The sequence below is a fragment of the Rhizobium sp. 21-4511-3d genome (assembly GCF_053522545.1).
In genome coordinates this window covers 324,281-345,530 of the sequence record NZ_JBNWCF010000004.1, presented here as the reverse complement: position 1 = coordinate 345,530, position 21,250 = coordinate 324,281, and the positions used below count along the sequence as shown (strand labels likewise).

The following is a 21,250-nucleotide window of genomic DNA, read 5'->3' as shown; positions in this document are numbered from 1 at the left end:
GATGAAAGCGAACGGCATCGGCGGCACGGCTCCGGCCGCCTGGCTGGCAACAGCGGGTCTCATCCTCGTCGTTGCCGTTCCCTTCGTCGCCGTGGTGCTGCAGGGCATCTTCCCCGAACTCGGACAGGGCTCGTTTGCGAGCCCTTTCTCATCGCTCTACGCGACGCTGGCCGATAGCTCGCTGATCCGCATGGGCGGCAATACCATCCTGCTCGGCGCCTGCGTCGTTCTCGCCTCCGCGCTCGTCGCCGTGCCGCTCGGCGTCTTCCGCGCACTCTACCGCATTCCCTTCGCGACTTTCTGGGATGTGGTGCTGCTCGTGCCCTTCATGATCCCGCCCTATATCGCCACGCTCGGCTGGATCATGACGCTGCAGCCGCGCGGCTATCTCGAGCAGCTCGCCGGCTTCAACCTGGCACCCTACCTCTTCTCGCTGTTCGGCATGACCGTCGTCATGGCCTTCAATACATTTCCGGTCATCTATTTTGCCGTGTCGCGCACCGTCGAGGCCGTCGGCGCCCGCTATGCCGATGTCGGCCGTGTCTTCGGCGCGAGCCCGGCGCGTGCCTTCTGGCGCATCACGCTGCCTCTCTCGGCGCCCGGCCTCACCGCGAGCCTCATGTTGGTCTTCGCCGCCGCGATCGAGGAATACGGCACGCCCGCAGCACTCGGCCGCCGGGCCGGCTTCCAGGTGCTGGTGACCGGTATCGACCTTCGCGTCACCGACTGGCCGATCGATCTTCCGGGGGCGGCGATCCTGTCGCTGGTGCTGGTCGGCATGTCGCTCGCCACCTTCCTGCTGCAGCGTTGGATCCTGGCGCGCCGCTCCTACCAGACCGTCGGCGGCAAGCCGATGGCGAAGGACAAGCGCCCGCTCGGCGCGATGAAAGTCCCCGTCATGATCGGCTTTGCTGTCGTCGCTTTCCTGGCGACCGGCGTGCCGCTCCTGGCGATCCTGGCGACGGCGCTGGCGCGGACGATCTCCGGCGGTCTGGCAATGGACAATGTCAGCCTCGACAATTTCATCGCGGTCTTCAGCAATAGTGCAGGCGCGGTGACAGCGCTGATCAACAGCTTCTCGCTCGGCATCGGCACCGCGGTCATCACCGGCCTCGTCGGCGTTACCGCCGCCTATACGGTCGTGAAGACGAAGATGCATGGGCGGATGGTAATCGACATCATGACCATCCTGCCGAATGCGCTTCCGGGGATCGTCGTCGCGGTCGGCCTCATCCTCGCCTGGAACATGCCGGGCCTGCCGTTCACGCCTTACAATACCGCTTTCATCCTGCTGCTCGCCTATTGCTGCATCCTGCTGCCGCAGCCGGTGCGCTACACGACGGCGGCCTTCCAGCAGATCGGCGACAATCTGGAAGCGGCCGCGCGCGTCTGCGGCGCCAGCGGTGTTACGGCTTTCCGCCGCATCCTCCTGCCGCTGGTTTTCCCGAGCCTCGCGTCTTCTATGCTGCTGGTCTTCGCGCTGGCTTCGCGCGAGCTCGTGGCCTCCGTCGTCGTCGCCCCTGTCGGCATGCAGACGATCGCCACCTTCATCTGGCGTCAGTTCGAACAGGGCTCGATCGGTCTCGGCATGGCCATGGCCTTCATCGCCATCTGCATCACGACGCTTTTGCCGCTGATCCTTATGCGGCTGATGCGGCGGGGAAATATCGTCGCCGATTAAAGGCTGGTGGTAATCCCGCCATCGACCATCAGCATATGGCCGTTCACGAAGGACGATGCCTCGGAGGCCAGGAACACGGCCGCGCCGACCAGTTCCTCGACATTGCCCCAGCGCCCAGCCGGCGTGCGGCCTTCCAGCCAGGCCGAAAACTTGGGGTCATCGACCAGCGCCTGGTTCAGCGGCGTCTTGAAATAGCCGGGCGCGATCGCGTTCACCTGCAGCCCGTGTTTCGCCCAATCCGTTGCCATGCCGCGCGTCAGGTTCTTCACCGCGCCCTTGGTCGCCGTATAGGGCGCAATGCTCGGGCGGGCGAGCTCGGCCTGGACCGAGGCGATGTTGATGATCTTGCCGCGCCCGCGGCCGATCATCGCCTTGGCGACCGGCTGGCTGACATAGAAGATGCTGGAGACATTGGTCTTGAATAGCTCGTCCCACTTCTCGACCGGAAAGTCTTCGAGCGGCGTGCGGAACTGCATCCCGGCATTGTTGACGAGGATATCGATCGGGCCGATCTCGGCTTCGATATAGGCGATGCCGCTCAACGCAGCCTTCGCATCGGTTACGTCAAAGGCCGCGCTCAGCGCATGATGGCCCTTGGCCCGGATCGTCTCCGCCGCTTCCGAAGCCTTGGCGGCATTGCGCCCATTGATGACGACGGAGGCGCCATGTTCGGCAAGGCCGAGCGCCAGCGCATAGCCGATCCCCTGGCTGGAGCCGGTGATCAGCGCGCGTTTTCCGGTAAGGTCGAATAGCGGGAAGGACAAGCGAAGCACTCCTCTTTGATGGCGCGATCAAAGAGGAGAAGGAGGTTCAATGCAAGCCACCGACGCCGAGCAGCCGTTCGACAGCGTCGTGATCGGCCGAGAGCGCTTCCGGTGTGCCGCTCCAGGCGAGGCGGCCGCGTTCGAGGATGATCACCTGGTCGGCGAAATCGAGGGCGCTCTGGATGCGCTGTTCGACGAGCAGGATCGTCATGTCGCCGGTCTTGGCGAGTTCGGCGAAGGCCGCCATCAGCTCTTCGCAGATGACAGGCGCCAGGCCTTCCAGCGGCTCGTCGAGCAGGAGCACGGAGGGGCGGCCGAGGATGCTGCGGGCGGTCGAAAGCATCTGCTGTTCGCCGCCGGAGAGCTGATTGCCGAGATTGCGGCGGCGCTCCTTCAGGCGCGGGAACATCTGATAGGCTTCCTCGATCGCTGTCTTCGGGCGGCCCTTCAGGCCGACGAAGAGGTTTTCCTCGACCGTCAGCGTCGGGAAGATGCAGCGGGCCTGCGGCACGTATCCGAGGCCCTGATGGGCGCGGGCGGCACTCGGCATCGCCGTGACGTCGGCGGAGCCGAGCCGGACCTGGCCGTCATAGCGCTTCGTCTGTCCGGCGAGCGTCGCGAGCAGCGTCGTCTTGCCCATGCCGTTGCGGCCGAGCACGGCGAGGCGGGCGCCTGCCGGAACCGAGAAGGAGACGCCTTCGAGAACGCGCGTCGGCCCGTAACCGGCCGACAGGTTTTCCACCTCAAGCGGCGTGGCTGGCATTGGCATAGCTCCCGAGATAGGCCTCGCGCACGCGGGCATCCTTGGTGACGTCGGCGGGCGAACCGTCGAAGATGATGGCGCCGGCGGCAAGCACGATGACGCGCTTGGCGAAGCGGAAGACGAGGTCCATGTCGTGCTCGATCATCAGCACAGCGAGATCGGCAGGCAGATCGGCGAGCGCCTGCTCGATGCGGCCGGTATCGCTCTGCGGCACGCCGGCGGCGGGTTCGTCGAGCAGCAGCACTTTCGGCTTCAGCGCCATGGCGACGGCGATCTCGAGGAGGCGCTGCTGGCCATAGGCGATCTCGCTGACCTTTCGATGCATGAGAGCACTGAGGCCGAGCGTATCGAGGAGGCCGGTGGCTTCAGTCATGACATCGGGCATCGACAGGAAGTTGCCGAACATGCGGCCCGAACGGCCGTTGCGCTGCAGGACGGCGAGCGCGACATGTTCGGCGGGCGTCATGTCCTGGAACAGACGGGTGACCTGGAAGGAGCGCACCAGCCCGCGCTTCACGCGGCCGGCGGCATCGATCTTCGTCACCGTCTCGCCGCCGAGGCGGACTTCGCCGGAATCGGGGGCCAGATTGCCGGTGACGAGATTGACGAAGGTGGTCTTGCCCGCACCGTTCGGCCCGATCAGCGCGACGCGGTCGCCCGGCGCCATGGAGATCGAGACGTCGTTGGTGACGGCGAGGCCGCCGAAGGACTTCTTGAGGTTGACGACTTCGAATACGGCGCTCATTCGCCTGCCTCCTTGCGGCGCGCGAAGAAGGCTGCGGCCGTGCCATAGAGACCCTTCGGTGCGAAGAGTACGACGGCGATCAACAGCGCGCCGACCATCGTCAGCCAGTGGAACGGATTGGCGGCCGAGACATAGTCTTCGAACAGCATGAAGATGACGGTGCCCGAAAGCGCGCCGAACAGCGAGCCGGTGCCGCCGAGAACCAGCATCACGAGGCTCTCGGCCGAGAGTGTGAAGGAGAGGCTGTCGAGGCCGACGACCTGCGTCGAGATCGCCGTCAGCGCGCCGCCGATGCCTGCGACGGCACCCGAGATCACGTAGAGCTTCATCAGCGCCGCCTTGGGCGATGCGCCCATCGCCTTGATGCGCAACGGATCTTCCTTGATGCCGCGGCAGAGCATGCCGAAGGGCGAGCGCACCATCAGGCGCAGCAGCACGAAGACGGCGAGCAGCAGAATGACGCCGAAGAAATAGGCGGTGTGGCCGTAGAGATCGAACTCGAAATAGCCGAAGATCGGGTCGGCCGAGATGCCGGAAAGGCCATCGCTGCCGCCGGTCCAGGACGATGCCTTGTTGGCGAATTCGTGGAACAGGTTGATCAGCGCGATCGACAGCACCAACTGCGGCAGCCCGTGGGCGCGCAGGATGATCGCGCCGCAGATGAGACCGGCCAACGCGCCGCCGATGATGCCGGCAAGCGTCATCAGCAGCGGATCGGTGATGCCGTAATGCGCCGAGACGATGCCGGCCGCATAGGCGCCGGAGCCGAACAGCGCCGCATGGCCGAGCGTTGCGATGCCGCCGTAGCCAGTGACCAGATCGAGCGAGAGCACGAGGAGCGCGATGGCGATGATGCGGGTCAGCAGCGCCAGATTATCGGGGAAGAGCACGTAGCCGATCGCCGCGAGGACGATGATCGCGCCGATGCCTGCGAGGTCGCGTCCGGCGGAGCGGTGACGGCGCGCGGAGGCTACGGCTATTGTTGTCGTGTCGGTGTTCATGGCAAGCGTCATCCTATTTCGCCCTTCCGGCAAAGCCGCGCGGGAAGATGCAGATGATGGCGATAACCGCGAGGTAGAAGAAGAACTCGCCGAACTCGGGCATCAGGTAGCGGCCTGTCGTATCGATGCCGCCAAGCACCAGACAGGCAATCAGCGCACCGGGAATGGACCCTGCGCCGCCGACGGAGACGACGACCAGGAACGTCACCATATATCGCAGCGCATAGTAGGGCTCGACCGGCAGCAGCTCGGCGCCGACAACACCACCGAAGGCGGCAAGGCCGACGGCAACCGCGAAGCTGAGCGCATAGATGATCTCGGTGCGCACACCGAGCGCCGCGGCCATCGCGGCATTATCGACAGAGGCGCGCAGCTTCACGCCGAAGCTCGTCCGCTCGATGGTGAACCAGAGGGCGACGGCGACCACGAGGCCGCAGGCAATCGCGAAAAGGCGGTGAACCGGAATGGTGCGGAAGCCGAGATTGGCGGAACCCTGCAACCCCTCAGCCAGCGGAATGGTCTTCAGCGTCGGACCCATCACATAGTTGGCTATGCCGATGATGCAGAAGGTGATGCCGATGGTCATCAGCACCTGCGTGAGCTCCGGCGCGCCGTAGATGCGGCGGTAGAGGAATCGCTCCATGGGTATGGCGATGATGATCGTGCCGACGACGGCGGCGATGACGCCGATGCCGTAACCGAGGCCGAGATCGCGCACCGCGTAGGAGGCGATATAGCCGCCGATCATCGCGAAGGCGCCGTGCGCGAGGTTGACGACCCGCATCAGGCCCATGGTCACCGAAAGGCCGATCGAGATGACGAACAGCACCATGCCATAGGCGAGCGCATCGACGGCTATGCTGAAGACAGTTTGCATGGGCTTGGTGTGGTCCTTGTTCTACGCGAGGGCAGCGATTTGCAGGCCTTGTGCCGCTGGCCCCCTCATCCGGCCCTACGGGCCACCTTCTCCCCGCTGGGGAGAAGGGAGTGCCGCACCACGGTCACTTCCCCTCTCCCCGGCGGGGAGAAGGTAGGGTGAGGGGGCTCACGGCACAACGTCTACGGTGGAAATCCTTACTTCACAGCAGCAAGGCCCGGATCGCCCTGCTTCTCAAAGGTCTGGATTTCCTTGTTGATGAACTTGCCGTCGGCATCCTTGGCGACTTCGCGCAGGTAGATGTTCTGCGTGATGTGGCGGCTTTCCGGGTCGATGGAGACAGGGCCGCGCGGGCTCGTCCAGGCGAGGCCTTTGACGGCTTCGACAGCCTTGGCCGCGTCCTGCTTGCCGCCGGTCGCCTCGATCATTTTGTAGATGACATGCATGCCGTCATAGGCGCCGACAGCCGGGAAAGTCAGTTCGGCCGGGTTGCCGATCGCCTTGTCGGCGGCTGCTACGAAGGCCTTGTTTTCGGGCGAGTCGTGCGAGACGGCGTAGTGGAAGGTGGTCAGCATGCCGAGCGCGGCGTCGCCAAGCGCCGGAAGGTCGGATTCCTGCGTCAGGTCGCCGGGGGCGAAGAGCTGGATGTTGGCGCCCTTCAGGCCGTTTTCGTTATAGGCCTTGACGAAGCCGAGCGTGGTCGGGCCCGAAGGCAGGAAGGCGAAGACGCCCTGGGCGCCCGAATCCTTGATGCGCTGCATGATCGGGCTGAAATCGTTGGTGGCGAGCGGCATGCGGATCGCTTCCACGACTTCGCCGCCGGCCTTCTCGAAACCAGCCTTGAAGGCGTTCTCGGCATCGACACCCGGGCCGTAGTCGCTGACGACGGAGATGACCTTCTTGACGCCCTTGTCGAAGGCGACCTGCGCCATCGGCGTCGAAGTCTGCCATGTGGTGAAGGAGGTGCGCACCACGAGCGGGCTCTTGGTGACGATCGCCGAGGTCGCGGCGTTCATGATCACCAGCGGCGTATTCGCCTGCTTCAGGATCGGGGTGACAGCCATGGCGTCAGGGGTGAAGTAGAAGCCAGCCAGATACTGGACCTTTTCCTTGACGACGAGCTCCTGGGCGAGCGCCTTGGACTGAGCCGGGTCGGCTGCCGGGAGGTCGCGATAGATGACCTCGACCGTGTGATCGCCGACCTTGGCGCCGTTGGTCGCCATATAGGCGTCGATCCCGGCCTTGAAATTCTTGCCCTGCAGGGCAAACGGACCGGAAAACGGTCCGACGACACCGACCTTGATCGTGTCGGCATAGGCGCTCGTGCCCATGACGATGGCCGCAGCGGCGGCCAAAAGCAGCTTCTTCATTCTTCTCTCTCCCTTTGTCGGCGTACTCCAGCGCCGTATTAGCTCGCAGCTAGAACTTTTCACGCTAGTGTGTCATGCGAAACGGTAATGTAAAATGAAATAAATGCCAGAATGCATGTTGGAATGGTTATGGATTGGCGGCGCCAAGCCGATTTATGTTGTTCGCCAGCTCGCGCGCAAGGCGTAGTGCGGCTCCCGTGGCGATCGCCATCTGTGGCAGCACCAGCCATTCAAGCGTCCAGGCCGCACCCGAGCGTTCCTGCTCGTGGATCATCGACTGGTGGATCGCCGAAATCTGCGTGGCGTTGAAGCGTGCCAGAGCCACCAGGGTTTCCGCTGCGACCGGGTTCTGCTTGTGCGCCATGGCGGACGAGCCGCCGCCGCCGCTGAGCGCGATCTCGTCGCCCGCCTGCGCCATCAGCGCGATGTCCTGGCCGAATTTGCCGAGACTGCCGGAGATCAATGCGAGAAGATTGGCAAATTCGGCAATGATGCCCCGCTGGCTCTGCCATTGCGGCAGGTCGGCAAGGCCGAGTTCCTGCGCCAGCGAATTGCGCACTGCGGCCGCCTTGTCCGCGAACTTCTCGAGCGTTCCGGCGGCACCGCCGAACTGCAGCGGGAAGCGCAGCTCGGTCAGCTTCTCGCGGTAGCCATCGAAGGGGTTACGCCAGGCACGCAGCCGGTCGGCGACGGTGATCGGGATTGCCGCCTGCATCCGCGTGCGGCCCATCAGCGGCCGGCTGCCAAAGGTCTGGTGCAGTTCGGCGAGACGGACCTCGATTGCGGTCAGATGGCCCGCGAAAACGAAGGCGACCGGCTTCAGGCGAAGCATCAGGCTGGTGTCGATCACGTCTTGGCTGGTAGCGCCGATATGAACCTGCGTGCCAGCCTCTCCCGCGGCTGCGCGCAGCTGGCGCACGAGTTCCGGGATGACGACACCGTCGCGCGCCGTGGCCGTGCGCAGGCTGCCGATATCGGGCGCGAAACCTGCGCAGGCGGCTGAGATGGTTTCGGCGGCGCTGAGCGGAATGATGTCATGCGCGGCCTGCGCCCGCGCGAGCGCAGCCTCGAATTGCAGCATGGCGCGGATATCCGCTTCGGCGCTGAAATAGGCTGCGGTCTCCTCATCGCCGAGGAGACCGGAGAGGAAGGGGTGGTCGAAGGCAATTGCGCTCACTGTTCGTCTCTTCTTGGCTTGCCGGCTTCCTGCCGCCTTGAAGCGGCAGAAAGCCTTGTGCCTGTCGAGACGTCAAGTGCGGGAAGGCGCGATGCCTATGCCTTGGCTGGCTTCTCGACCGGCAAGATTGTCGTATCGGGGTTTTCGTCGACGCCGCGCGCCTTGGCGACGAAGGAGAACTTCTTGCGCATGCCAAGAATGGGTTTCTCGATCATGTGCCAGGAAATCACCGCAACCGTCATCGCCGCGCAGATGCCGATCGCATAGAGCGCAAGCGCGCCAACCTTCGGCGCCAGGAAGATGCCGGGGGCGAGGCCGATCAGGATCTGCAGGAAGGGGTCGTGATAGAGATAGACGCCGTAGGAATAGTCGCCCTTGTGAAACACCGAAGGCAGCGGCACCGGCGTCAGGCCGATGAAGACGGTGATGTAGACGAGCGCCGGGATGACGATGATCCGGTTGGGAACGGTCTCGATCGACGGGCTGCTGAGGACGAATATCGCAGCGATCGCGATCACCGCACTGATGGCGAGAAGCACGCGGCTGTGCGGGATCACCTCACGCAGTTGATAGGCCAGGATGCCGAGCGAGAAGGCGAAGACCAGCTGGGCGCCGCGGCTGACGAAGAAGGTGCTGAGCACGAGATTGACGCGGTAGGGCAGGTGATGCCCGTACAGCTGCACGACAATGCCCATGACGATGAAGGCTGCCGTCAGCGCCGCGGTCTTCTGCCAGGATTTGACGATCGAGGTGATCATCAGGCCGGACATGATGATGTAGCAGAAGATTTCCCAGGGAACCGTCCACAGCGCGCCGTTGACCCGGTGCGTCGGGTTGTTCTCGAAGACACCCGGCAGGCTGTAGTGGATCCAGCCGACGATGTTCAGGAAATATTTGAAGAAATCGGCGCTGCCGAAATAGTAACTCAGCGCCACCGGCGTCACCAGCGGACCGATGATCAGCGCGCAGACGACGATATCGACGGCAAGGGCCGGCACGATGCGCAGACCACGATTGAGCAGGAAGTTCTTGAGACTGAGGCGCTGGGCACTGCCCGCGATCAGGAAACCGCTCAGCGCAAAGAACATCGGAACGAGCGCATATTCCGCAAACCAGAGCGGACTGGAGCGGAAGAATTCGTCGTTTCCGGTCAGAAGGAAGCTGTGTGAAAAAACGATCGTAAAGGCGAGAGCGATTCTCAAAAAGTCGAAGCCTGGACCGAGGCCCTTATGCGTCGCCAGGACGTGTCCGAAAGTCTTCTGCATGTTTCCACCATCAACGTTCAGCCCGTCCTTTTCATATCGCGACGCAACATGAATGCCAACCCGCTTTACGCAGGTGCAGCATGCGAAATATATTAGAGGTTGTGTTTAGAGCTGCGCGTGCTTAACGAAAAACGTCTGCCGGCGGATTTCCGGTATCGGTCCAAAATCCGCAGCAGTAATGCCTGTCAAATATCCAGGAAGACTGTCTCGTTTTCTCCCTGCAGCCGGATATCGAACGTATAGGTTGAGCCGTCGCGTGCGGCAATAAGTGTCGCCACGCGGTCGCGATGCTCGATGCGCAGCAGCAGCGGATCGGCATTGTTGGCCTCTGATTCTTCCGGGAAATACATGCGCGTGTGCAGGCCGAGATTGATGCCGCGCGCTACGATCCAGAAGGTGATGTGCGGCGCTTGCTTGCGCCCGTCCTTGAACGGCACCTTGCCGGGCTTGACGGTCTCGAAGCTGTAGACGCCGTCTTCGGCGCGCGTCGGGCAGCGGCCCCAGCCGGTGAAATTCGGATCGGCAGTGCCGCGCATTTCCGAGGGGCTGTTATAGAGCCCGGCGCCATCGGCCTGCCAGATTTCGATGACGGCGTCGCGCACCAGCGCGCCGGCACCGTCGAAGATACGGCCGGTCACGGTGATCCGCTCGCCTGTCGTCTTGTCGTTGATCATCGCGGTGCCGAGGTCGCCTTCGTAGACGCCCGTGATGTCGCAGAAATTCGGCGTCAGGCCGATATGGACGTAAGGTCCTGCCGTCTGCGACGGGGTTTCCTTGAGGTAACGGATTTCCTGGGCCATCAGTTGCCCTCCAGCTTGTTCTCGAACATCGTCGCGCGGCGGCCGCGCAGCACGATGTCGAACTTGTAGGCACGGCTGTCCATGGGGATGGTATTGCCCCAGTCCATCGGCGCGATCAGCTGCTCGATCGCTGCCTTGTCGGGGATGGTGCCGACGATCGGACACTTCCAGATCATCGGATCGCCTTCGAAATACATCTGGGTGATCAGCCGCTGGGAAAAGCCCTGGCCGAAGACCGAGAAGTGGATATGGGCCGGGCGCCAGTCGTTGACGCCGTTCGGCCAGGGATAGGCGCCGGGCCGGACGGTGCGGAAGTAATAGCGGCCTTCCTCGTCGGTGATGGCGCGGCCGCAGCCGCCGAAATTCGGATCGATCGCCGCCAGATAGCTTTCCTTCTTGTGGCGGTAGCGCCCACCGGCATTGGCCTGCCAGAATTCGACGAGAACGCCGGCCTGTGGGCGTCCGCGTTCGTCGAGTACCTGCCCGTGGACGATGATGCGCTCGCCGATCGCGCTCTCGCCTGATTTCGCGTAGTTGTGGATCAGGTCGTTGTCGAGTTCGCCGATCATGCCGTGGCCGAAGACCGGGCCGGTGATCTCGGAAATAGTGCCGTCGAGCGACAGCAGCGCGCGCTGCGGCGAGCGCAGGATCGACGTCTTGTATCCAGGCGCGAATGCTGGCGGATGCCAGGCGTGGTCGCGGGCGAAAAAGGCGCCGGTTTCGGGCTTGCGGTTCGGTATGTCGGACATGGCTTCCTCTTATGCCGCCTTCCCGGCGTCCATCTGTTCGAAGACCTGCTTGGCGATCTTGATCGCATGATTGGCGGCAGGCACGCCGGCATAGATCGCCACATGCAGCAGCGCCTCGCAGACATCGTCGCGACTGGCGCCGGTATTGACGGTGGCGCGCACATGCATGGCGACTTCATCGTCCTGCCCGAGAGCGGCCAGCAGCGCGATCGTCACGATCGAGCGCTCGCGCTTCGTCAGCCCCGGCCGCGACCACACATGCCCCCAGGCCGCTTCGGTGATCAGGTCCTGGAAAGGCTTGTCGAAATCCGTCGATCCGGCCTCGGCGCGATCGACATGGCTGTCGCCGAGAACGGCGCGTCGCGTCGCCATGCCCTGCTTGTAGCGCTCGGACGGGCGCGAACTGTCACTCATGGGCTCTTTTCTCCATGCAATGCGAAATCGATGAATGCGCGAATGACCGCTGTCAGCGCCTCGGGCTGCTCGACGCAGGGGATATGCCCGGCATCGCGGATGATCTCGTAGCGGGCGTTGGGGATCAGCTGCGCCAGCGACTTGACGAGATCGGGCGGCGTCGAGCCGTCCTGATCGCCGACGATGCAGATCGTTGGTACGGCGATGGTCTTTGCCACCTCGGTAAAATCGGCGTCACGCACGGCCGCGCAGGTCGCGACGTAGCCGGCGACCGGCTGGCGCGCCAGCATGTTGCAATAGCCGTTATAGGCAGTGTTCTCCGGACGGCGGAAAGCCGGTGTGAACCAGCGCTCCATGATGGCGTCACACATGCTACCGATGCCATCCTTCTCGATGGCGGAGATGCGGCTGTTCCAAGTCTCGGCCGTGCCGATCTTGTGGGCCGTGTCGCAGAGGATCAGTGCGCTGACGAGATCGGGGCGCTGCTGATAGAGCGACTGGGCAATCAGCCCGCCGACCGACAGTCCGCAGATGATCGCCTTCTTGATCTCGAGCGTCTCCAGGAGGCCGATCAGATCGGAGGCATGATCCTCGATCGAATAGGGCGTCTGGCCGACATCGGAGAGGCCGTGGCCGCGCTTGTCATAGAGCAGGATGGCGAAATCGCCTGCCAGCCGGACGATGACGTCGCGCCAGATGCGGAAATCGGTGCCGAGCGAATTGGCGAAGACAAGCACCGGCTTATCGGCGGGGCCGCCGATAACCTGATAGTGAATGGCGATGTCGTTGACGCGGGCAAACTGCACTGGAAACTCCTCCGGACAGGAAATTGAATGTTTAATCTGGTTAGGTAAAATGATATTTCGTGGCTTTCCGATAACTCCGGAGTTATGTGATCGATGATCGACAGCCGCATAAAGTTCCGCCATCTGCAGACCTTTGTCGAGGTCGCGCGCCAGAAAAGCGTGATGAAGGCGGCCGAACTGCTGCATGTCAGCCAGCCCGCCGTGACCAAGACGATCCGCGAACTCGAGGAGGTTCTGGGCGTCGAAGTCTTCGAGCGCGATGGCCGCGGCATCAAGATCACCCGCTACGGCGAAGTCTTTCTGAAACACGCCGGAGCGGCGCTGACGGCGCTGCGCCAGGGACTGGATTCGGTGACGCAGGAGCGTGTCGGCGATGCGCCGCCGATCCGTGTCGGTGCGCTGCCGACGGTTTCGACGAGGATCATGCCGCGGGCGATGGAGCTGTTTCTCAAGGAGAATACCTGGAGCCGCCTGAAGATCGTCACGGGCGAGAATGCCGTGCTGCTGGAGCAGTTGAGGGTCGGGGATCTCGATCTCGTGGTCGGGCGCCTTGCCGGCGCTGAAAAGATGGCCGGGTTCTCCTTCGAGCATCTCTATTCGGAGCAGGTGGTATTTGCCGTGCGCGCCGGTCATCCGTTGCTGAAGACGAGGCAGTCGCATTTCAATGCGCTCGGCGATTACACGATCCTGATGCCGACGCGCGCCTCGATCATTCGCCCCTTCGTCGAGAGCTTCCTGATCGCCAATGGCGTGCCCAGCCTGCCGAACCAGATCGAGACGGTGTCCGACAGTTTCGGCCGCGCCTTCGTCCGCTCAAGCGATGCCGTCTGGATCATCTCGACCGGCGTCGTTGCCAAGGATGTCGAGGATGGCGTTTTGGCGGTGCTGCCGATCGATACCAGCGAGACCAAGGGACCAGTCGGGCTGACGATGCGGACCGACGCGATACCGTCGCTGCCGCTGTCGATCCTGATGCAGACGATCCGCGAGGCGGCCGACGAGGTATCGGCCGAGGCCTGATCCTACCAGGCAAGCGCCTTGCGGCCGATCAGGGCGCCGAGCGTCGCGACGATGACGATCGCCAGCCCGTACCAGATGGCGACGAACAGCGCGCCGTCATTCTTGCAGACGAAGGCATAGGCGGCCCCGCCGATCGTCCCGGCAAGGAAGCCTGCCGCAAGCCCGGCCCGCAGCGGTTGCACCGGCACGCCGCGCTTCAGAACGCCCAGGCCGGCCGCGAGCGCCGGCAATGACAGGAGAACGATCGCGCCGACGCAGCTCGGCACCGCGCCGCCATGACGGCCGAGAAGCGGGAAACCGGAACTGTCGAGCGCCAGGCCCATGGCGAGCACCAGGAAGCCCGGAATGAGCATCATCCAGGCAGAGTTGCTGGTGCCCGGCTCGCCGGCGCTGCGAACCAGCGCCAGGCCGCCTGCGGCAAGCAGCAGCATCGTTGCGAATTTGAACAGGAACGGCGCACCGGCGAGCACGGTAGGCAGATTGGGGCGGATGCCGAAGACGCCGAGCGCCAGCGCGATCGACAGCATCAGCGAGAAGCCGGCCGCGAGCAGCAGCAGGCGATGGAAACGCAGGCCCTGCGGCGGCTCCTTCTCGGTCGCTTCGCGCGCCAGGCTGCGGATGAGCGCGGATGTGTCTTGGGCGGATTTCATGATTTGCCTTTTCTTGCATAGCCGGACGCCGGATCGGCAAAAGCCGTCAGGCGCTGCAGGGCGCGATGCAGGGTGACGCGGACCGCACCCTCGCTGGTCTTCAACCGTTCCGCCGTCTCGCGAACGGACTGCCCCTCGATCGCCAGGGACGAGACGACGTCGCGCTGCCCGGAGGAGAGGCTGGCAAGCGCTCTGGCCATATCTGGCATATGGCGGTCGCTCTGATCGGGCGCGGCGATGACGTCTGAGAGCTCGTCCAGCGTCACATCGCAGCGGTGGCGGGCCTCGCGGCTGCGCTTGCGCACCGCATCGCCGATCTTGTAGCGGACGATCGCGTGCAGCCAGGGCAGGAACGGCCGGCTGTCGTCCCAGCGGTCGCGCATCATGTGCAGGCCGAGCAACGCTTCCTGGACGATATCCTCCGTCTGGTCGGTGCCCATGCCGAGCCGCGACAGCTTGCGTCCGACGAGCACGCGCAGCGTCCGCCCGATATCTTCGAGCAGCGCTTCGTATGCTCCGGTATTGCCGCCGCGGGCGGCGCGCATGGCGTCCGCCCAGGTGTCTTCGCGAGGGGTCATGATCGTCTTTTCGCTGTTGCCAGCGTTTCGTTACACGGGCTGATGAAAAAATTGAGGCCGTCACAAAGGCGTGATCATGTTGCGCCGCGCGGATGCCGGTCGAATAGGGTTTTGAAGCGACGTGCTTCATCACGAAAACGATACGGACGTCAGATCATGAACATCTTCCAGAAGGCCGCCTTTGCCGCGGCAACATTCATCGCCGCAGTCTCCTTTGCCGGTGCCTCCTCTGCTGCCAATCAGGCGCCGGTCAAGGCGCGCAACATCGTCCTCGTCCACGGAGCCTATGCCGACGGCTCCAGCTGGTCGAAGGTCATCCCGCTGCTGCAAAAGGCCGGGCTGCATGTCACCTCGGTCCAGAACCCACTCACCTCCTTTGCCGATGACGTCGCCGCGACCAAGCGGGCTCTCGCCTTGCAGGACGGCCCGACCGTGCTCGTCGGCCATTCCTATGCCGGCATGGTGGTCAGCGAGACCGGCGTCGACCCGAAGGTTTCGGCACTGGTCTATCTGGCCGCCCGCGCGCCGGATGCCGGCGAGGACTATCCGGCACTCGCGGCCAAGTTCCCGGCTCCCCCGGCAAGCAAGGGGCTGGTTCATAACGGCGGTTTCGCCCAGCTCAGCGAAGATGCCTTCGTGCATGACTTCGCCGGTGACCTGAGCCACAAGGACGCGCTGGCGCTCTATGCCGTACAGGGCCCGATTTCCGATACGCTCTTTACCGCGAAGACGACGCAGGCTGCCTGGAAGACCAAGCCGAGCTGGTATGCCGTTTCCAAGAACGACCGCACCACCAATCCGGACCTTGAGCGCTTCCTTGCCAAGCGCATGAACGCCACCACGGTGGAGCTGAATTCGAGCCATGTGTCGCTGATTTCGCACCCGCGCGAGGTTGCCAACCTGATCCTCGCAGCCGCCGGTTACCCGGTTAAGAAGTAGCCCGTTTGAGCCGGGCATGCGCCTCATGCGGGTAGTGTCCGGCCATTTCACCAACTCGCGGCTGAGTAATCGTCATGTGTGCGCTGCACAACAGTTGAATTCGCGCGCATATTAAGCCAAACTCATATCTCCTGACCGCTTGGCAAGCGCTTGCTTTGCTGAGCGTTATTCGTATTTTGGTTGCATAATTGTCTCGCATGAGAGATGCGACTCGGGGCGGCGCGCAACTCATAGGTTAAAATGGCTTTTATCGTCGAAACGTTCGGACGCTTGCGGCTTGCCGACGCGGAAGGCAACGATATCGCTTTCCCGGAAAAAGGCCTGCTCCTGATCGCCTACCTGCTGACGCTCGATAAGAACGCCGCACACCGCACCATGGCCGCCGATTTCCTGTGGGGCAACGAGGACAAGGCCGTCTCGCTTTCCAACCTGCGCAAGACGATCTCGCGCATCAAGGCGCGCCAGGACCAGCTCGGCGCCCAGTTCCTGATCTTCACCGATACCGCCGTCTCGCTCGACCCGGCTTCGCTGACCGCCGACTTCACCGATCTGCCGCTTCCCGGCGATGCGATGCCACGGCTTGCGAAACTGACCAAGGCGATGAGCCATCCCTTTCTCGGTCAGGTGAATTGCCAGAGCGGCGTGTTCGAGACCTGGCAGAAGGATCAGATCTACCGCCATTCCGGCCTGCTCCAGGATGCGCTGAAAGCGGTTTCGCTGCCGGTCGAGTCCACAGAGGATTGGGAAATCCTGCGCAAGGCCGGTCTCCTCGTCTTCCGCGACGAGCCGAAGGATTCCGACATTCTTCGCCTGCTGCTCGAAATCTTCGATGCGCAGGAGGAGGTTGATTATATCCGGGATTATATCGAGCGGCGCAAAAGCTCGATCTCGCGCGGCCTCGAAGCCGTGGCGCCGAACGGTACGAACGGCCAGCACAAGGTCGAAGCGCGCCCGGTGGCGGCCAATGACGGCATCGATGCGCTGCCGCTCAACAAGATCGGCCGGCCGGCCATTCCGCGTCTCGTGCTGCTGCCGCCTCGCAATCTTTCCAGCAATCCGCAATCGATCCTGATCGCCGCCTCGCTGATCGAGGACATCACCATCGGCTTCTGCGCCTTCAACAGCCTGCAGGTGATCGCCCCGCATTCGGCCGTGCAGATCGGCCATCAGAACGAGGACCAGTCGGCCTTCTTCGAGCGTCACTCGGTCAATTACGTGCTGGATACGCAGATCACCGGTTTCGACGAGGTCAAGCTGTTCGCCCAGCTGATCTTCTTCGACGATAACCAGATCGTCTGGGCCGAGCGGTTCAGCCTCAGCCAAGCCGACCTGCTGCGCGACCGCCGGGTGATCTCGCGCCGGGTGGCGCTGTCGGTCTCCAGCGAGATCGAGCGCCACGAGGCGACGCGCTCCTACCTGGAGCTCAATCCGGCCGCCTATCACCAATATCTGGTCGGCAAGCAATATCTCGGCCGGCTGACGCTGCCGAACCTGCGCCGCGCCCGCAAGGAGATGCGGGCTGCGCTGAAGGCGACGCCGGATTTTGCTCCGGCGCTGAGCTCGACGGCGCGCACCTATTCGAAGGAATGGCTGCTGACCGCCCGCGGCGACATGGAACTGCTGAAATCGGCCGAGGAATTCGCCACGAAATCGATCGAGGCCCGCAACGATCTGGCCGACGGCTACCGCGAATTCGGTGTTGCCAAGCTGCTGCAGGGCGCTTTCGACGAAAGCGCCGAGGCGATGGAAGTGGCCGAGACGCTCTCGCCGCACTATGCCGACGTCATCGCCGACCATGCCGATACGCTGGTTCATTGCTCTCGCCCGGGCATGGCGCTGCAGAAGATCGAGCGGGCGATCGAGCTCAATCCGCTGAGCCCGGATCCCTATCTCTGGACTGCGGCCGGCGCCAACTATGCGCTGGGCGAATTCTCGGCTTCACTGGACTATATCAGCCAGATGAGCGATCCGAGCCTAGCAGACAGGCTTGCGGCCGCCAGCTGGGCGATGCTCGGCAACAAGGACAAGGCGCGTGTCCTCGTTCGCCGTGTCCGCGAGGCCAATCCGAACTTCGATGTCGATAAATGGTTGTCCGCCGTTCCGAGCAAGGAACAGTGGCATAAAGACCTTTATCGCGAAGGACTGAAGAAGGCAGGCTTTTAACATCAACTCTGGAAGAGGGAATTGCAGCATGACTAAGGTTGTTGTGATCAGTGTTGAAGGTGAAAAAGGGCTTTGGGTGGCGGATCTCGGCCGCGGGACGGTGACGCCGCTCAGCGTGCCGAAGGCGGGCGCGCTGGCGGAGGCGGCGGCACTTGCGGCGCGGGGCAGCGTCATCACCAAGGGCGTCAATCTGGCCGTCGCCGTGAAATCCGCCGATTCCGTTGCTGCCGGCCATTACGACGGCTGATATCGACTGATTGAATTTTGGGATCTTGAAGCGCGGGCGGCGGTCGAGTTGCCCGCTGCTTTCGTGTGTCCAGATGGTAGCCATCAAGGCCAGATCCGGTCTGCTGCGCGAAGGCGTGTCTACTTCAGCGGCTTCGAGTAGATGCGGTGATTGGGAGACTGCTTGTAGCTCGCGGACCGGTAATAGTCCGCGGCGACGCCCTCGTTCTGTGACAAGAGCCAGGTGCCGGAGAAGCCGCTGGCCAAGGCTTCCTGTTCGAGAAGCTTCAACAGTGTGGTGCCGATCCCCTTGCCCTGGTGAGCGGGCATGACGGCGATTTCGGGAATGTAGAGCATGCAGCCGGTGGCCGCCGTGTGCGGATAGCCGATGGCGAAGCCGTGCAGATCGTCGCCATCCAGCGCGCCGACGCCCATCCAGCCCGGCGTCGTCGACAGCTCGACCATGCGGGCAGTCGCCCGCTCGATCGACCAATGTTCGTGCCAGGGTTCGGCGCTATAGGCTTCGACGATGATGGCGGCGCCGAGAAGCGCCTGATCTTTATTGATCCGCTTGAAAACGACTGTCATGGCCACTGTCTAACGAAGCACCGCAAGGGCTATGTAATGATGATGAGTATTATGCGCACCGGTCCTAAACAACTGGTTGCTGTATTTTTTACCGCTGAATTGTGGTCTAAAGTTGTGATTTCAATGACGCTACACGTCTTTATTTTCGCCAGCCTTCATCGACCCGGCACTAACGTTCAAGACAGCCCGGTCCGCGCCCGCGCATAGTCTTCCCGAATGGGAGGACAAGCCATGCGGATAGGGGTCATCGGGCTCGGGATCATGGGAACGCCGATGGCACTCAATCTGGTGCGCTCGGGCCAGCCGCTCACCGTCTGGAACCGCTCGGCGGACAAGGCCGAGTCGCTACGTGCGGCGGGGGCTGAGGTTGCCGCGAGCGCCGGCGAGGTCTTCGCCAGTTCTGATGCCATCATCCTGATGCTGGCGACGCAGGCGGCGATCGACGACGTGCTCGGCCGCGGCTCCGCTCTCTTTGCCGAACGTGTGCGTGGCCGCACGCTGATCCATATGGGCACGACCGCGCCTGAATTTTCCAGGGCTCTGGAAAGCGATATCCGCGCCGCGGGCGGATTCTATGTCGAGGCGCCGGTTTCCGGATCGCGCGTGCCGGCCGAGGCTGGCGAACTCGTTGCGATGGTTGCCGGGGAGAGTGATGCCGTCGAGCGCATCCGGCCGCTGTTCTCGCCGATGTGCCGCGATGCGATCGCCTGCGGTCCGGTGCCGAATGCGCTGCTGATGAAGCTCGCCGTCAACATCTTCCTGATCTCAACGGTGACGGGACTGGCGGAAGCCGCCAATTTCGCCGCCAGCCAGGGGCTCGACATGCAGCTCTTCAAGCGGATCGCCGATGGCGGCCAGATGGCGAGCGGCATATCGAGGATCAAGACCGGCAAGCTCGCCGATCGGGATTTCGCGCCGCAGGCGGCGATCGCCGACGTCTTGAAGAACAACCGGCTGGTCGTCGATGCCGCCCGCGCGAGCGGCACGCCGGTGCCACTGCTCGATATCTGCGGCGATCTCTATGCGGAAGCCGTGGAGATGGGCCTCGGCGCCCTCGATATGGCCGCCGTCATCAAGGCGATCGCTGCCCGTGCACCGAAGTCCTAGGCTGGTTTCTCGGCAGGCGTTTCCACCGCGGCCAATGCCTCCATCAGCGCCGCCTTCACTTTGTTCCTTTCGGCCGGTTCCAGCTGCGACATGTTGAGATGCAGATCGAGGCCGGCGAAGTGCTCGCTCATCACCCGCGTATGTCCGTCGCCCCCGACAAGCAGGCCCTGCACCTCGTAGGGCACGATATCGCGCTGAATACCCTTCATGGTGATCGGCGTCAGCGGCACCGCCTCGACGATGTCCTCGACCAGCGCATAGGTCTCATAGCTCATGACGATCTTGCCGCCTTCGGCGATCGACTGCAACCGCGCCGCAAGATTGGCCTCGGCGCCGATGATCGTATAGTCCATACGGTCGGTGCTGCCGAAATTGCCGACATTGCAGTAGCCGCTATTGATGCCCATGCGCACGATGAAGGGCTCGGCCGTGCCATCGCGGCGCCATTTCGCCTTCAACTCGCCGAGGCGCTGCTGCATGTCGACGGCCATGCGCAGGCAGGCCTTGGCATCCTCTACCGCGCCCTTGGTCTCGGGATCGCCGAAGAAAACGAGGATCGCGTCGCCGATGAACTTGTCGACCGTGCCGCCATGTTTCAGCGCGATCTTCGACATTTCCGTCAGATACTCGTTCAGCATCTCCGTCAGCGCTTCCGGCTGCAGCCGCTCGGTCGTGGCGGTAAAGTCCTTGATATCGGAGAAGAAGATCGTCAGCCGCTTGCGCTCGGTCTGGATGACGACGTCGCGCTGGCCGCTGAATATGCTCTTGTAGATCTGCGGCGAGAGATAGCGCGAGATCTTCAGCGAGATGCTGGCCAGGAACTCATTGGTGGATTCGAGGTCGTGGTTGAAAGCATGGAGCAGCGAAGCCTGGCGGCGCTGCATGACGATGAAGGAGGCGCCGAGCACCGCAACGCAGATGAAATAGGCCAGCAGATACTTGAAGGCGAAGATATTGGCCGCAAAGGGCTGGCGGATGATCACCTCCTGAATGCCACGGACATCGCCGACCTTCCAATCGGTCTTCGGGCTTTCTGGGTGCGTGTTGTGGCAGGCCACACAAGGCGGCCCCATCAGAACCGGCGTCACCAGCCGGAAGACGTTGGTGAAGCCTGAGCGCTTGTTTTCCGTCAGCGTCTGTTTCGGATTGCTCCTGAGAGCGGTCAGCGCATCGCTCTCGAACTTGTCGAGATCGTGCGACGCCCGGTTCTTGAAGGGAAGGTCGGAGACAAAGCGATAGGTGATATTCGCCTGCTGTTCCTTGATGACATCGCCGAGCTCCAGCGAAAGCGTCGCCGGGATCGGCACGGCGCCCGGAATATTCGCATAGTTGTGCGATACGGCGGTTCGCTCTTCCTGTCCGGCTGTGTGGGCCGCCAGAATCCGGCCGACGACATTGGTGGCATAGTAGGACCGGATGCTGGTGATCAGCGAGCTCATGTCCTGCGCCTGGCGATGGACGGCATCGCGCGACAGGGTGCTGACATCGAGCCAGGCGGCAAGCGGCAGGCCGGCCAGCATGATCAGCGTCACCAGACCGACCAGATAGGCGTTCTTGCGCGCCGTCGA

The 21,250-nt window shown here is 63.2% G+C and carries 22 protein-coding genes; 6 read left to right on the top strand and 16 right to left on the bottom strand.

Going from position 1 to position 21,250, the window contains the following annotated elements; genetic code table 11:
- Position 1 precedes the first annotated feature (1 nt).
- Positions 2-1,681: an ABC transporter permease gene (locus ACQZ5H_RS12445; protein WP_449097881.1), complete on the top strand. Its 1,680-nt coding sequence runs from the start codon at positions 2-4 to the stop codon at positions 1,679-1,681.
- On the opposite strand, the gene ACQZ5H_RS12440 is transcribed toward ACQZ5H_RS12445, so the two are convergent.
- The 12 genes from ACQZ5H_RS12440 to pcaD all read right to left on the bottom strand — a co-directional run bounded on the left by ACQZ5H_RS12440 (position 1,678) and on the right by pcaD (position 12,412).
- A complete protein-coding gene (locus tag ACQZ5H_RS12440; protein ID WP_199625410.1) occupies positions 1,678-2,445 on the bottom strand; it encodes an SDR family oxidoreductase in 768 nt (255 codons plus the stop codon). The genes ACQZ5H_RS12445 and ACQZ5H_RS12440 overlap by 4 nt on opposite strands.
- A gap of 46 nt (positions 2,446-2,491) precedes the next feature.
- On the bottom strand, positions 2,492-3,208 hold the full coding sequence (locus ACQZ5H_RS12435) for an ABC transporter ATP-binding protein (protein WP_449097880.1): 717 nt from the start codon (positions 3,206-3,208) through the stop codon (positions 2,492-2,494).
- Complete coding sequence (locus ACQZ5H_RS12430; RefSeq protein WP_449097879.1) at positions 3,189-3,953, bottom strand: ABC transporter ATP-binding protein; 765 nt, start codon at positions 3,951-3,953, stop codon at positions 3,189-3,191. The genes ACQZ5H_RS12435 and ACQZ5H_RS12430 overlap by 20 nt, the downstream gene beginning before the upstream one ends.
- A complete protein-coding gene (locus ACQZ5H_RS12425; RefSeq protein ID WP_449097878.1) occupies positions 3,950-4,966 on the bottom strand; it encodes a branched-chain amino acid ABC transporter permease in 1,017 nt (338 codons plus the stop codon). The genes ACQZ5H_RS12430 and ACQZ5H_RS12425 overlap by 4 nt, the downstream gene beginning before the upstream one ends.
- A gap of 1 nt (position 4,967) precedes the next feature.
- Positions 4,968-5,831 (bottom strand): branched-chain amino acid ABC transporter permease, encoded by an 864-nt coding sequence (locus tag ACQZ5H_RS12420; RefSeq protein WP_449097877.1) that lies wholly within the window; start codon positions 5,829-5,831, stop codon positions 4,968-4,970.
- Between the two features lie 197 nt (positions 5,832-6,028).
- On the bottom strand, positions 6,029-7,201 hold the full coding sequence (locus ACQZ5H_RS12415) for an ABC transporter substrate-binding protein (RefSeq protein WP_112712295.1): 1,173 nt from the start codon (positions 7,199-7,201) through the stop codon (positions 6,029-6,031).
- A 127-nt stretch (positions 7,202-7,328) separates the two neighbouring features.
- Positions 7,329-8,378 carry a 3-carboxy-cis,cis-muconate cycloisomerase gene (locus ACQZ5H_RS12410; RefSeq protein WP_449097876.1) on the bottom strand — a complete coding sequence of 350 codons (1,050 nt, stop codon included), beginning with the start codon at positions 8,376-8,378 and terminating at the stop codon, positions 7,329-7,331.
- Positions 8,379-8,473: 95 nt separating this feature from the next.
- On the bottom strand, positions 8,474-9,643 hold the full coding sequence (locus tag ACQZ5H_RS12405; RefSeq protein WP_449097875.1) for an acyltransferase family protein: 1,170 nt from the start codon (positions 9,641-9,643) through the stop codon (positions 8,474-8,476).
- Positions 9,644-9,828: 185 nt separating this feature from the next.
- Positions 9,829-10,443, bottom strand: coding sequence for a protocatechuate 3,4-dioxygenase subunit alpha (gene pcaG / locus ACQZ5H_RS12400; RefSeq protein WP_449097874.1), 615 nt, complete (start codon positions 10,441-10,443; stop codon positions 9,829-9,831).
- Positions 10,443-11,192, bottom strand: coding sequence for a protocatechuate 3,4-dioxygenase subunit beta (gene pcaH, locus ACQZ5H_RS12395; protein WP_449097873.1), 750 nt, complete (start codon positions 11,190-11,192; stop codon positions 10,443-10,445). The genes pcaG and pcaH overlap by 1 nt, the downstream gene beginning before the upstream one ends.
- A gap of 9 nt (positions 11,193-11,201) precedes the next feature.
- Positions 11,202-11,606: a 4-carboxymuconolactone decarboxylase gene (pcaC, locus tag ACQZ5H_RS12390; protein ID WP_449097872.1), complete on the bottom strand. Its 405-nt coding sequence runs from the start codon at positions 11,604-11,606 to the stop codon at positions 11,202-11,204.
- Positions 11,603-12,412 (bottom strand): 3-oxoadipate enol-lactonase, encoded by an 810-nt coding sequence (gene pcaD, locus ACQZ5H_RS12385; RefSeq protein WP_449097871.1) that lies wholly within the window; start codon positions 12,410-12,412, stop codon positions 11,603-11,605. The genes pcaC and pcaD overlap by 4 nt, the downstream gene beginning before the upstream one ends.
- A 93-nt stretch (positions 12,413-12,505) precedes the next feature.
- Here pcaD and pcaQ point away from each other — a divergent pair, with 93 nt between their 5' ends.
- Entirely contained in the window at positions 12,506-13,432 is a 927-nt protein-coding gene (gene pcaQ, locus ACQZ5H_RS12380) for a pca operon transcription factor PcaQ (RefSeq protein WP_449097870.1), read from the top strand.
- Between the two features lie 2 nt (positions 13,433-13,434).
- Here the strand turns inward: pcaQ and ACQZ5H_RS12375 are convergent, their stop codons facing one another.
- The gene (locus ACQZ5H_RS12375) at positions 13,435-14,082 is read right to left on the bottom strand and encodes an NrsF family protein (protein ID WP_449097869.1); all 648 of its coding nucleotides are present in this window, start codon (positions 14,080-14,082) and stop codon (positions 13,435-13,437) included.
- Positions 14,079-14,660 (bottom strand): sigma-70 family RNA polymerase sigma factor, encoded by a 582-nt coding sequence (locus ACQZ5H_RS12370; protein ID WP_449097868.1) that lies wholly within the window; start codon positions 14,658-14,660, stop codon positions 14,079-14,081. Before ACQZ5H_RS12370 ends, ACQZ5H_RS12375 begins: the two co-directional genes overlap by 4 nt.
- Before the next feature lie 156 nt (positions 14,661-14,816).
- Between ACQZ5H_RS12370 and ACQZ5H_RS12365 the strand changes: the two genes are divergently transcribed.
- The 3 genes from ACQZ5H_RS12365 to ACQZ5H_RS12355 all read left to right on the top strand — a co-directional run bounded on the left by ACQZ5H_RS12365 (position 14,817) and on the right by ACQZ5H_RS12355 (position 18,009).
- Positions 14,817-15,599 carry an alpha/beta fold hydrolase gene (locus ACQZ5H_RS12365; protein ID WP_449097867.1) on the top strand — a complete coding sequence of 261 codons (783 nt, stop codon included), beginning with the start codon at positions 14,817-14,819 and terminating at the stop codon, positions 15,597-15,599.
- 240 nt (positions 15,600-15,839) lie between these two features.
- Positions 15,840-17,762: a hypothetical protein gene (locus ACQZ5H_RS12360; RefSeq protein WP_449097866.1), complete on the top strand. Its 1,923-nt coding sequence runs from the start codon at positions 15,840-15,842 to the stop codon at positions 17,760-17,762.
- A 28-nt stretch (positions 17,763-17,790) separates the two neighbouring features.
- A complete protein-coding gene (locus ACQZ5H_RS12355) occupies positions 17,791-18,009 on the top strand; it encodes a hypothetical protein (protein ID WP_112712271.1) in 219 nt (72 codons plus the stop codon).
- 119 nt (positions 18,010-18,128) lie between these two features.
- Here ACQZ5H_RS12355 and ACQZ5H_RS12350 read toward each other — a convergent pair whose 3' ends face one another.
- Positions 18,129-18,575, bottom strand: a complete 447-nt coding sequence (locus ACQZ5H_RS12350) for a GNAT family N-acetyltransferase (protein ID WP_449097865.1) — start codon at positions 18,573-18,575, stop codon at positions 18,129-18,131.
- A 231-nt stretch (positions 18,576-18,806) separates the two neighbouring features.
- On the opposite strand from ACQZ5H_RS12350, the gene ACQZ5H_RS12345 reads away from it, so the two are divergent.
- Positions 18,807-19,682, top strand: a complete 876-nt coding sequence (locus ACQZ5H_RS12345) for an NAD(P)-dependent oxidoreductase (RefSeq protein ID WP_449097864.1) — start codon at positions 18,807-18,809, stop codon at positions 19,680-19,682.
- Here the strand turns inward: ACQZ5H_RS12345 and ACQZ5H_RS12340 are convergent.
- On the bottom strand, positions 19,679-21,202 hold the full coding sequence (locus ACQZ5H_RS12340) for an adenylate/guanylate cyclase domain-containing protein (RefSeq protein WP_112712649.1): 1,524 nt from the start codon (positions 21,200-21,202) through the stop codon (positions 19,679-19,681). The genes ACQZ5H_RS12345 and ACQZ5H_RS12340 overlap by 4 nt on opposite strands.
- Positions 21,203-21,250 lie beyond the last annotated feature (48 nt).

What these genes read in the sequence shown, in the direction of transcription:
- ACQZ5H_RS12370 (WP_449097868.1), bottom strand. Translation starts at nt 14,660, where the DNA reads ATGACCCCTCGCGAAGACACCTGGGCGGACGCCATGCGCGCCGCCCGC.
- ACQZ5H_RS12365 (WP_449097867.1), top strand. Translation starts at nt 14,817, where the DNA reads ATGAACATCTTCCAGAAGGCCGCCTTTGCCGCGGCAACATTCATCGCC.
- ACQZ5H_RS12420 (WP_449097877.1), bottom strand. Translation starts at nt 5,831, where the DNA reads ATGCAAACTGTCTTCAGCATAGCCGTCGATGCGCTCGCCTATGGCATG.
- ACQZ5H_RS12355 (WP_112712271.1), top strand. Translation starts at nt 17,791, where the DNA reads ATGACTAAGGTTGTTGTGATCAGTGTTGAAGGTGAAAAAGGGCTTTGG.
- pcaH (WP_449097873.1), bottom strand. Translation starts at nt 11,192, where the DNA reads ATGTCCGACATACCGAACCGCAAGCCCGAAACCGGCGCCTTTTTCGCC.
- pcaG (WP_449097874.1), bottom strand. Translation starts at nt 10,443, where the DNA reads ATGGCCCAGGAAATCCGTTACCTCAAGGAAACCCCGTCGCAGACGGCA.
- ACQZ5H_RS12425 (WP_449097878.1), bottom strand. Translation starts at nt 4,966, where the DNA reads ATGACGCTTGCCATGAACACCGACACGACAACAATAGCCGTAGCCTCC.
- ACQZ5H_RS12435 (WP_449097880.1), bottom strand. Translation starts at nt 3,208, where the DNA reads ATGCCAGCCACGCCGCTTGAGGTGGAAAACCTGTCGGCCGGTTACGGG.
- pcaC (WP_449097872.1), bottom strand. Translation starts at nt 11,606, where the DNA reads ATGAGTGACAGTTCGCGCCCGTCCGAGCGCTACAAGCAGGGCATGGCG.
- ACQZ5H_RS12345 (WP_449097864.1), top strand. Translation starts at nt 18,807, where the DNA reads ATGCGGATAGGGGTCATCGGGCTCGGGATCATGGGAACGCCGATGGCA.
- ACQZ5H_RS12445 (WP_449097881.1), top strand. Translation starts at nt 2, where the DNA reads ATGAAAGCGAACGGCATCGGCGGCACGGCTCCGGCCGCCTGGCTGGCA.
- ACQZ5H_RS12360 (WP_449097866.1), top strand. Translation starts at nt 15,840, where the DNA reads ATGGCTTTTATCGTCGAAACGTTCGGACGCTTGCGGCTTGCCGACGCG.
- ACQZ5H_RS12340 (WP_112712649.1), bottom strand. Translation starts at nt 21,202, where the DNA reads ATGCTGGCCGGCCTGCCGCTTGCCGCCTGGCTCGATGTCAGCACCCTG.
- ACQZ5H_RS12430 (WP_449097879.1), bottom strand. Translation starts at nt 3,953, where the DNA reads ATGAGCGCCGTATTCGAAGTCGTCAACCTCAAGAAGTCCTTCGGCGGC.
- ACQZ5H_RS12405 (WP_449097875.1), bottom strand. Translation starts at nt 9,643, where the DNA reads ATGCAGAAGACTTTCGGACACGTCCTGGCGACGCATAAGGGCCTCGGT.
- ACQZ5H_RS12415 (WP_112712295.1), bottom strand. Translation starts at nt 7,201, where the DNA reads ATGAAGAAGCTGCTTTTGGCCGCCGCTGCGGCCATCGTCATGGGCACG.
- ACQZ5H_RS12375 (WP_449097869.1), bottom strand. Translation starts at nt 14,082, where the DNA reads ATGAAATCCGCCCAAGACACATCCGCGCTCATCCGCAGCCTGGCGCGC.
- pcaQ (WP_449097870.1), top strand. Translation starts at nt 12,506, where the DNA reads ATGATCGACAGCCGCATAAAGTTCCGCCATCTGCAGACCTTTGTCGAG.
- ACQZ5H_RS12350 (WP_449097865.1), bottom strand. Translation starts at nt 18,575, where the DNA reads ATGACAGTCGTTTTCAAGCGGATCAATAAAGATCAGGCGCTTCTCGGC.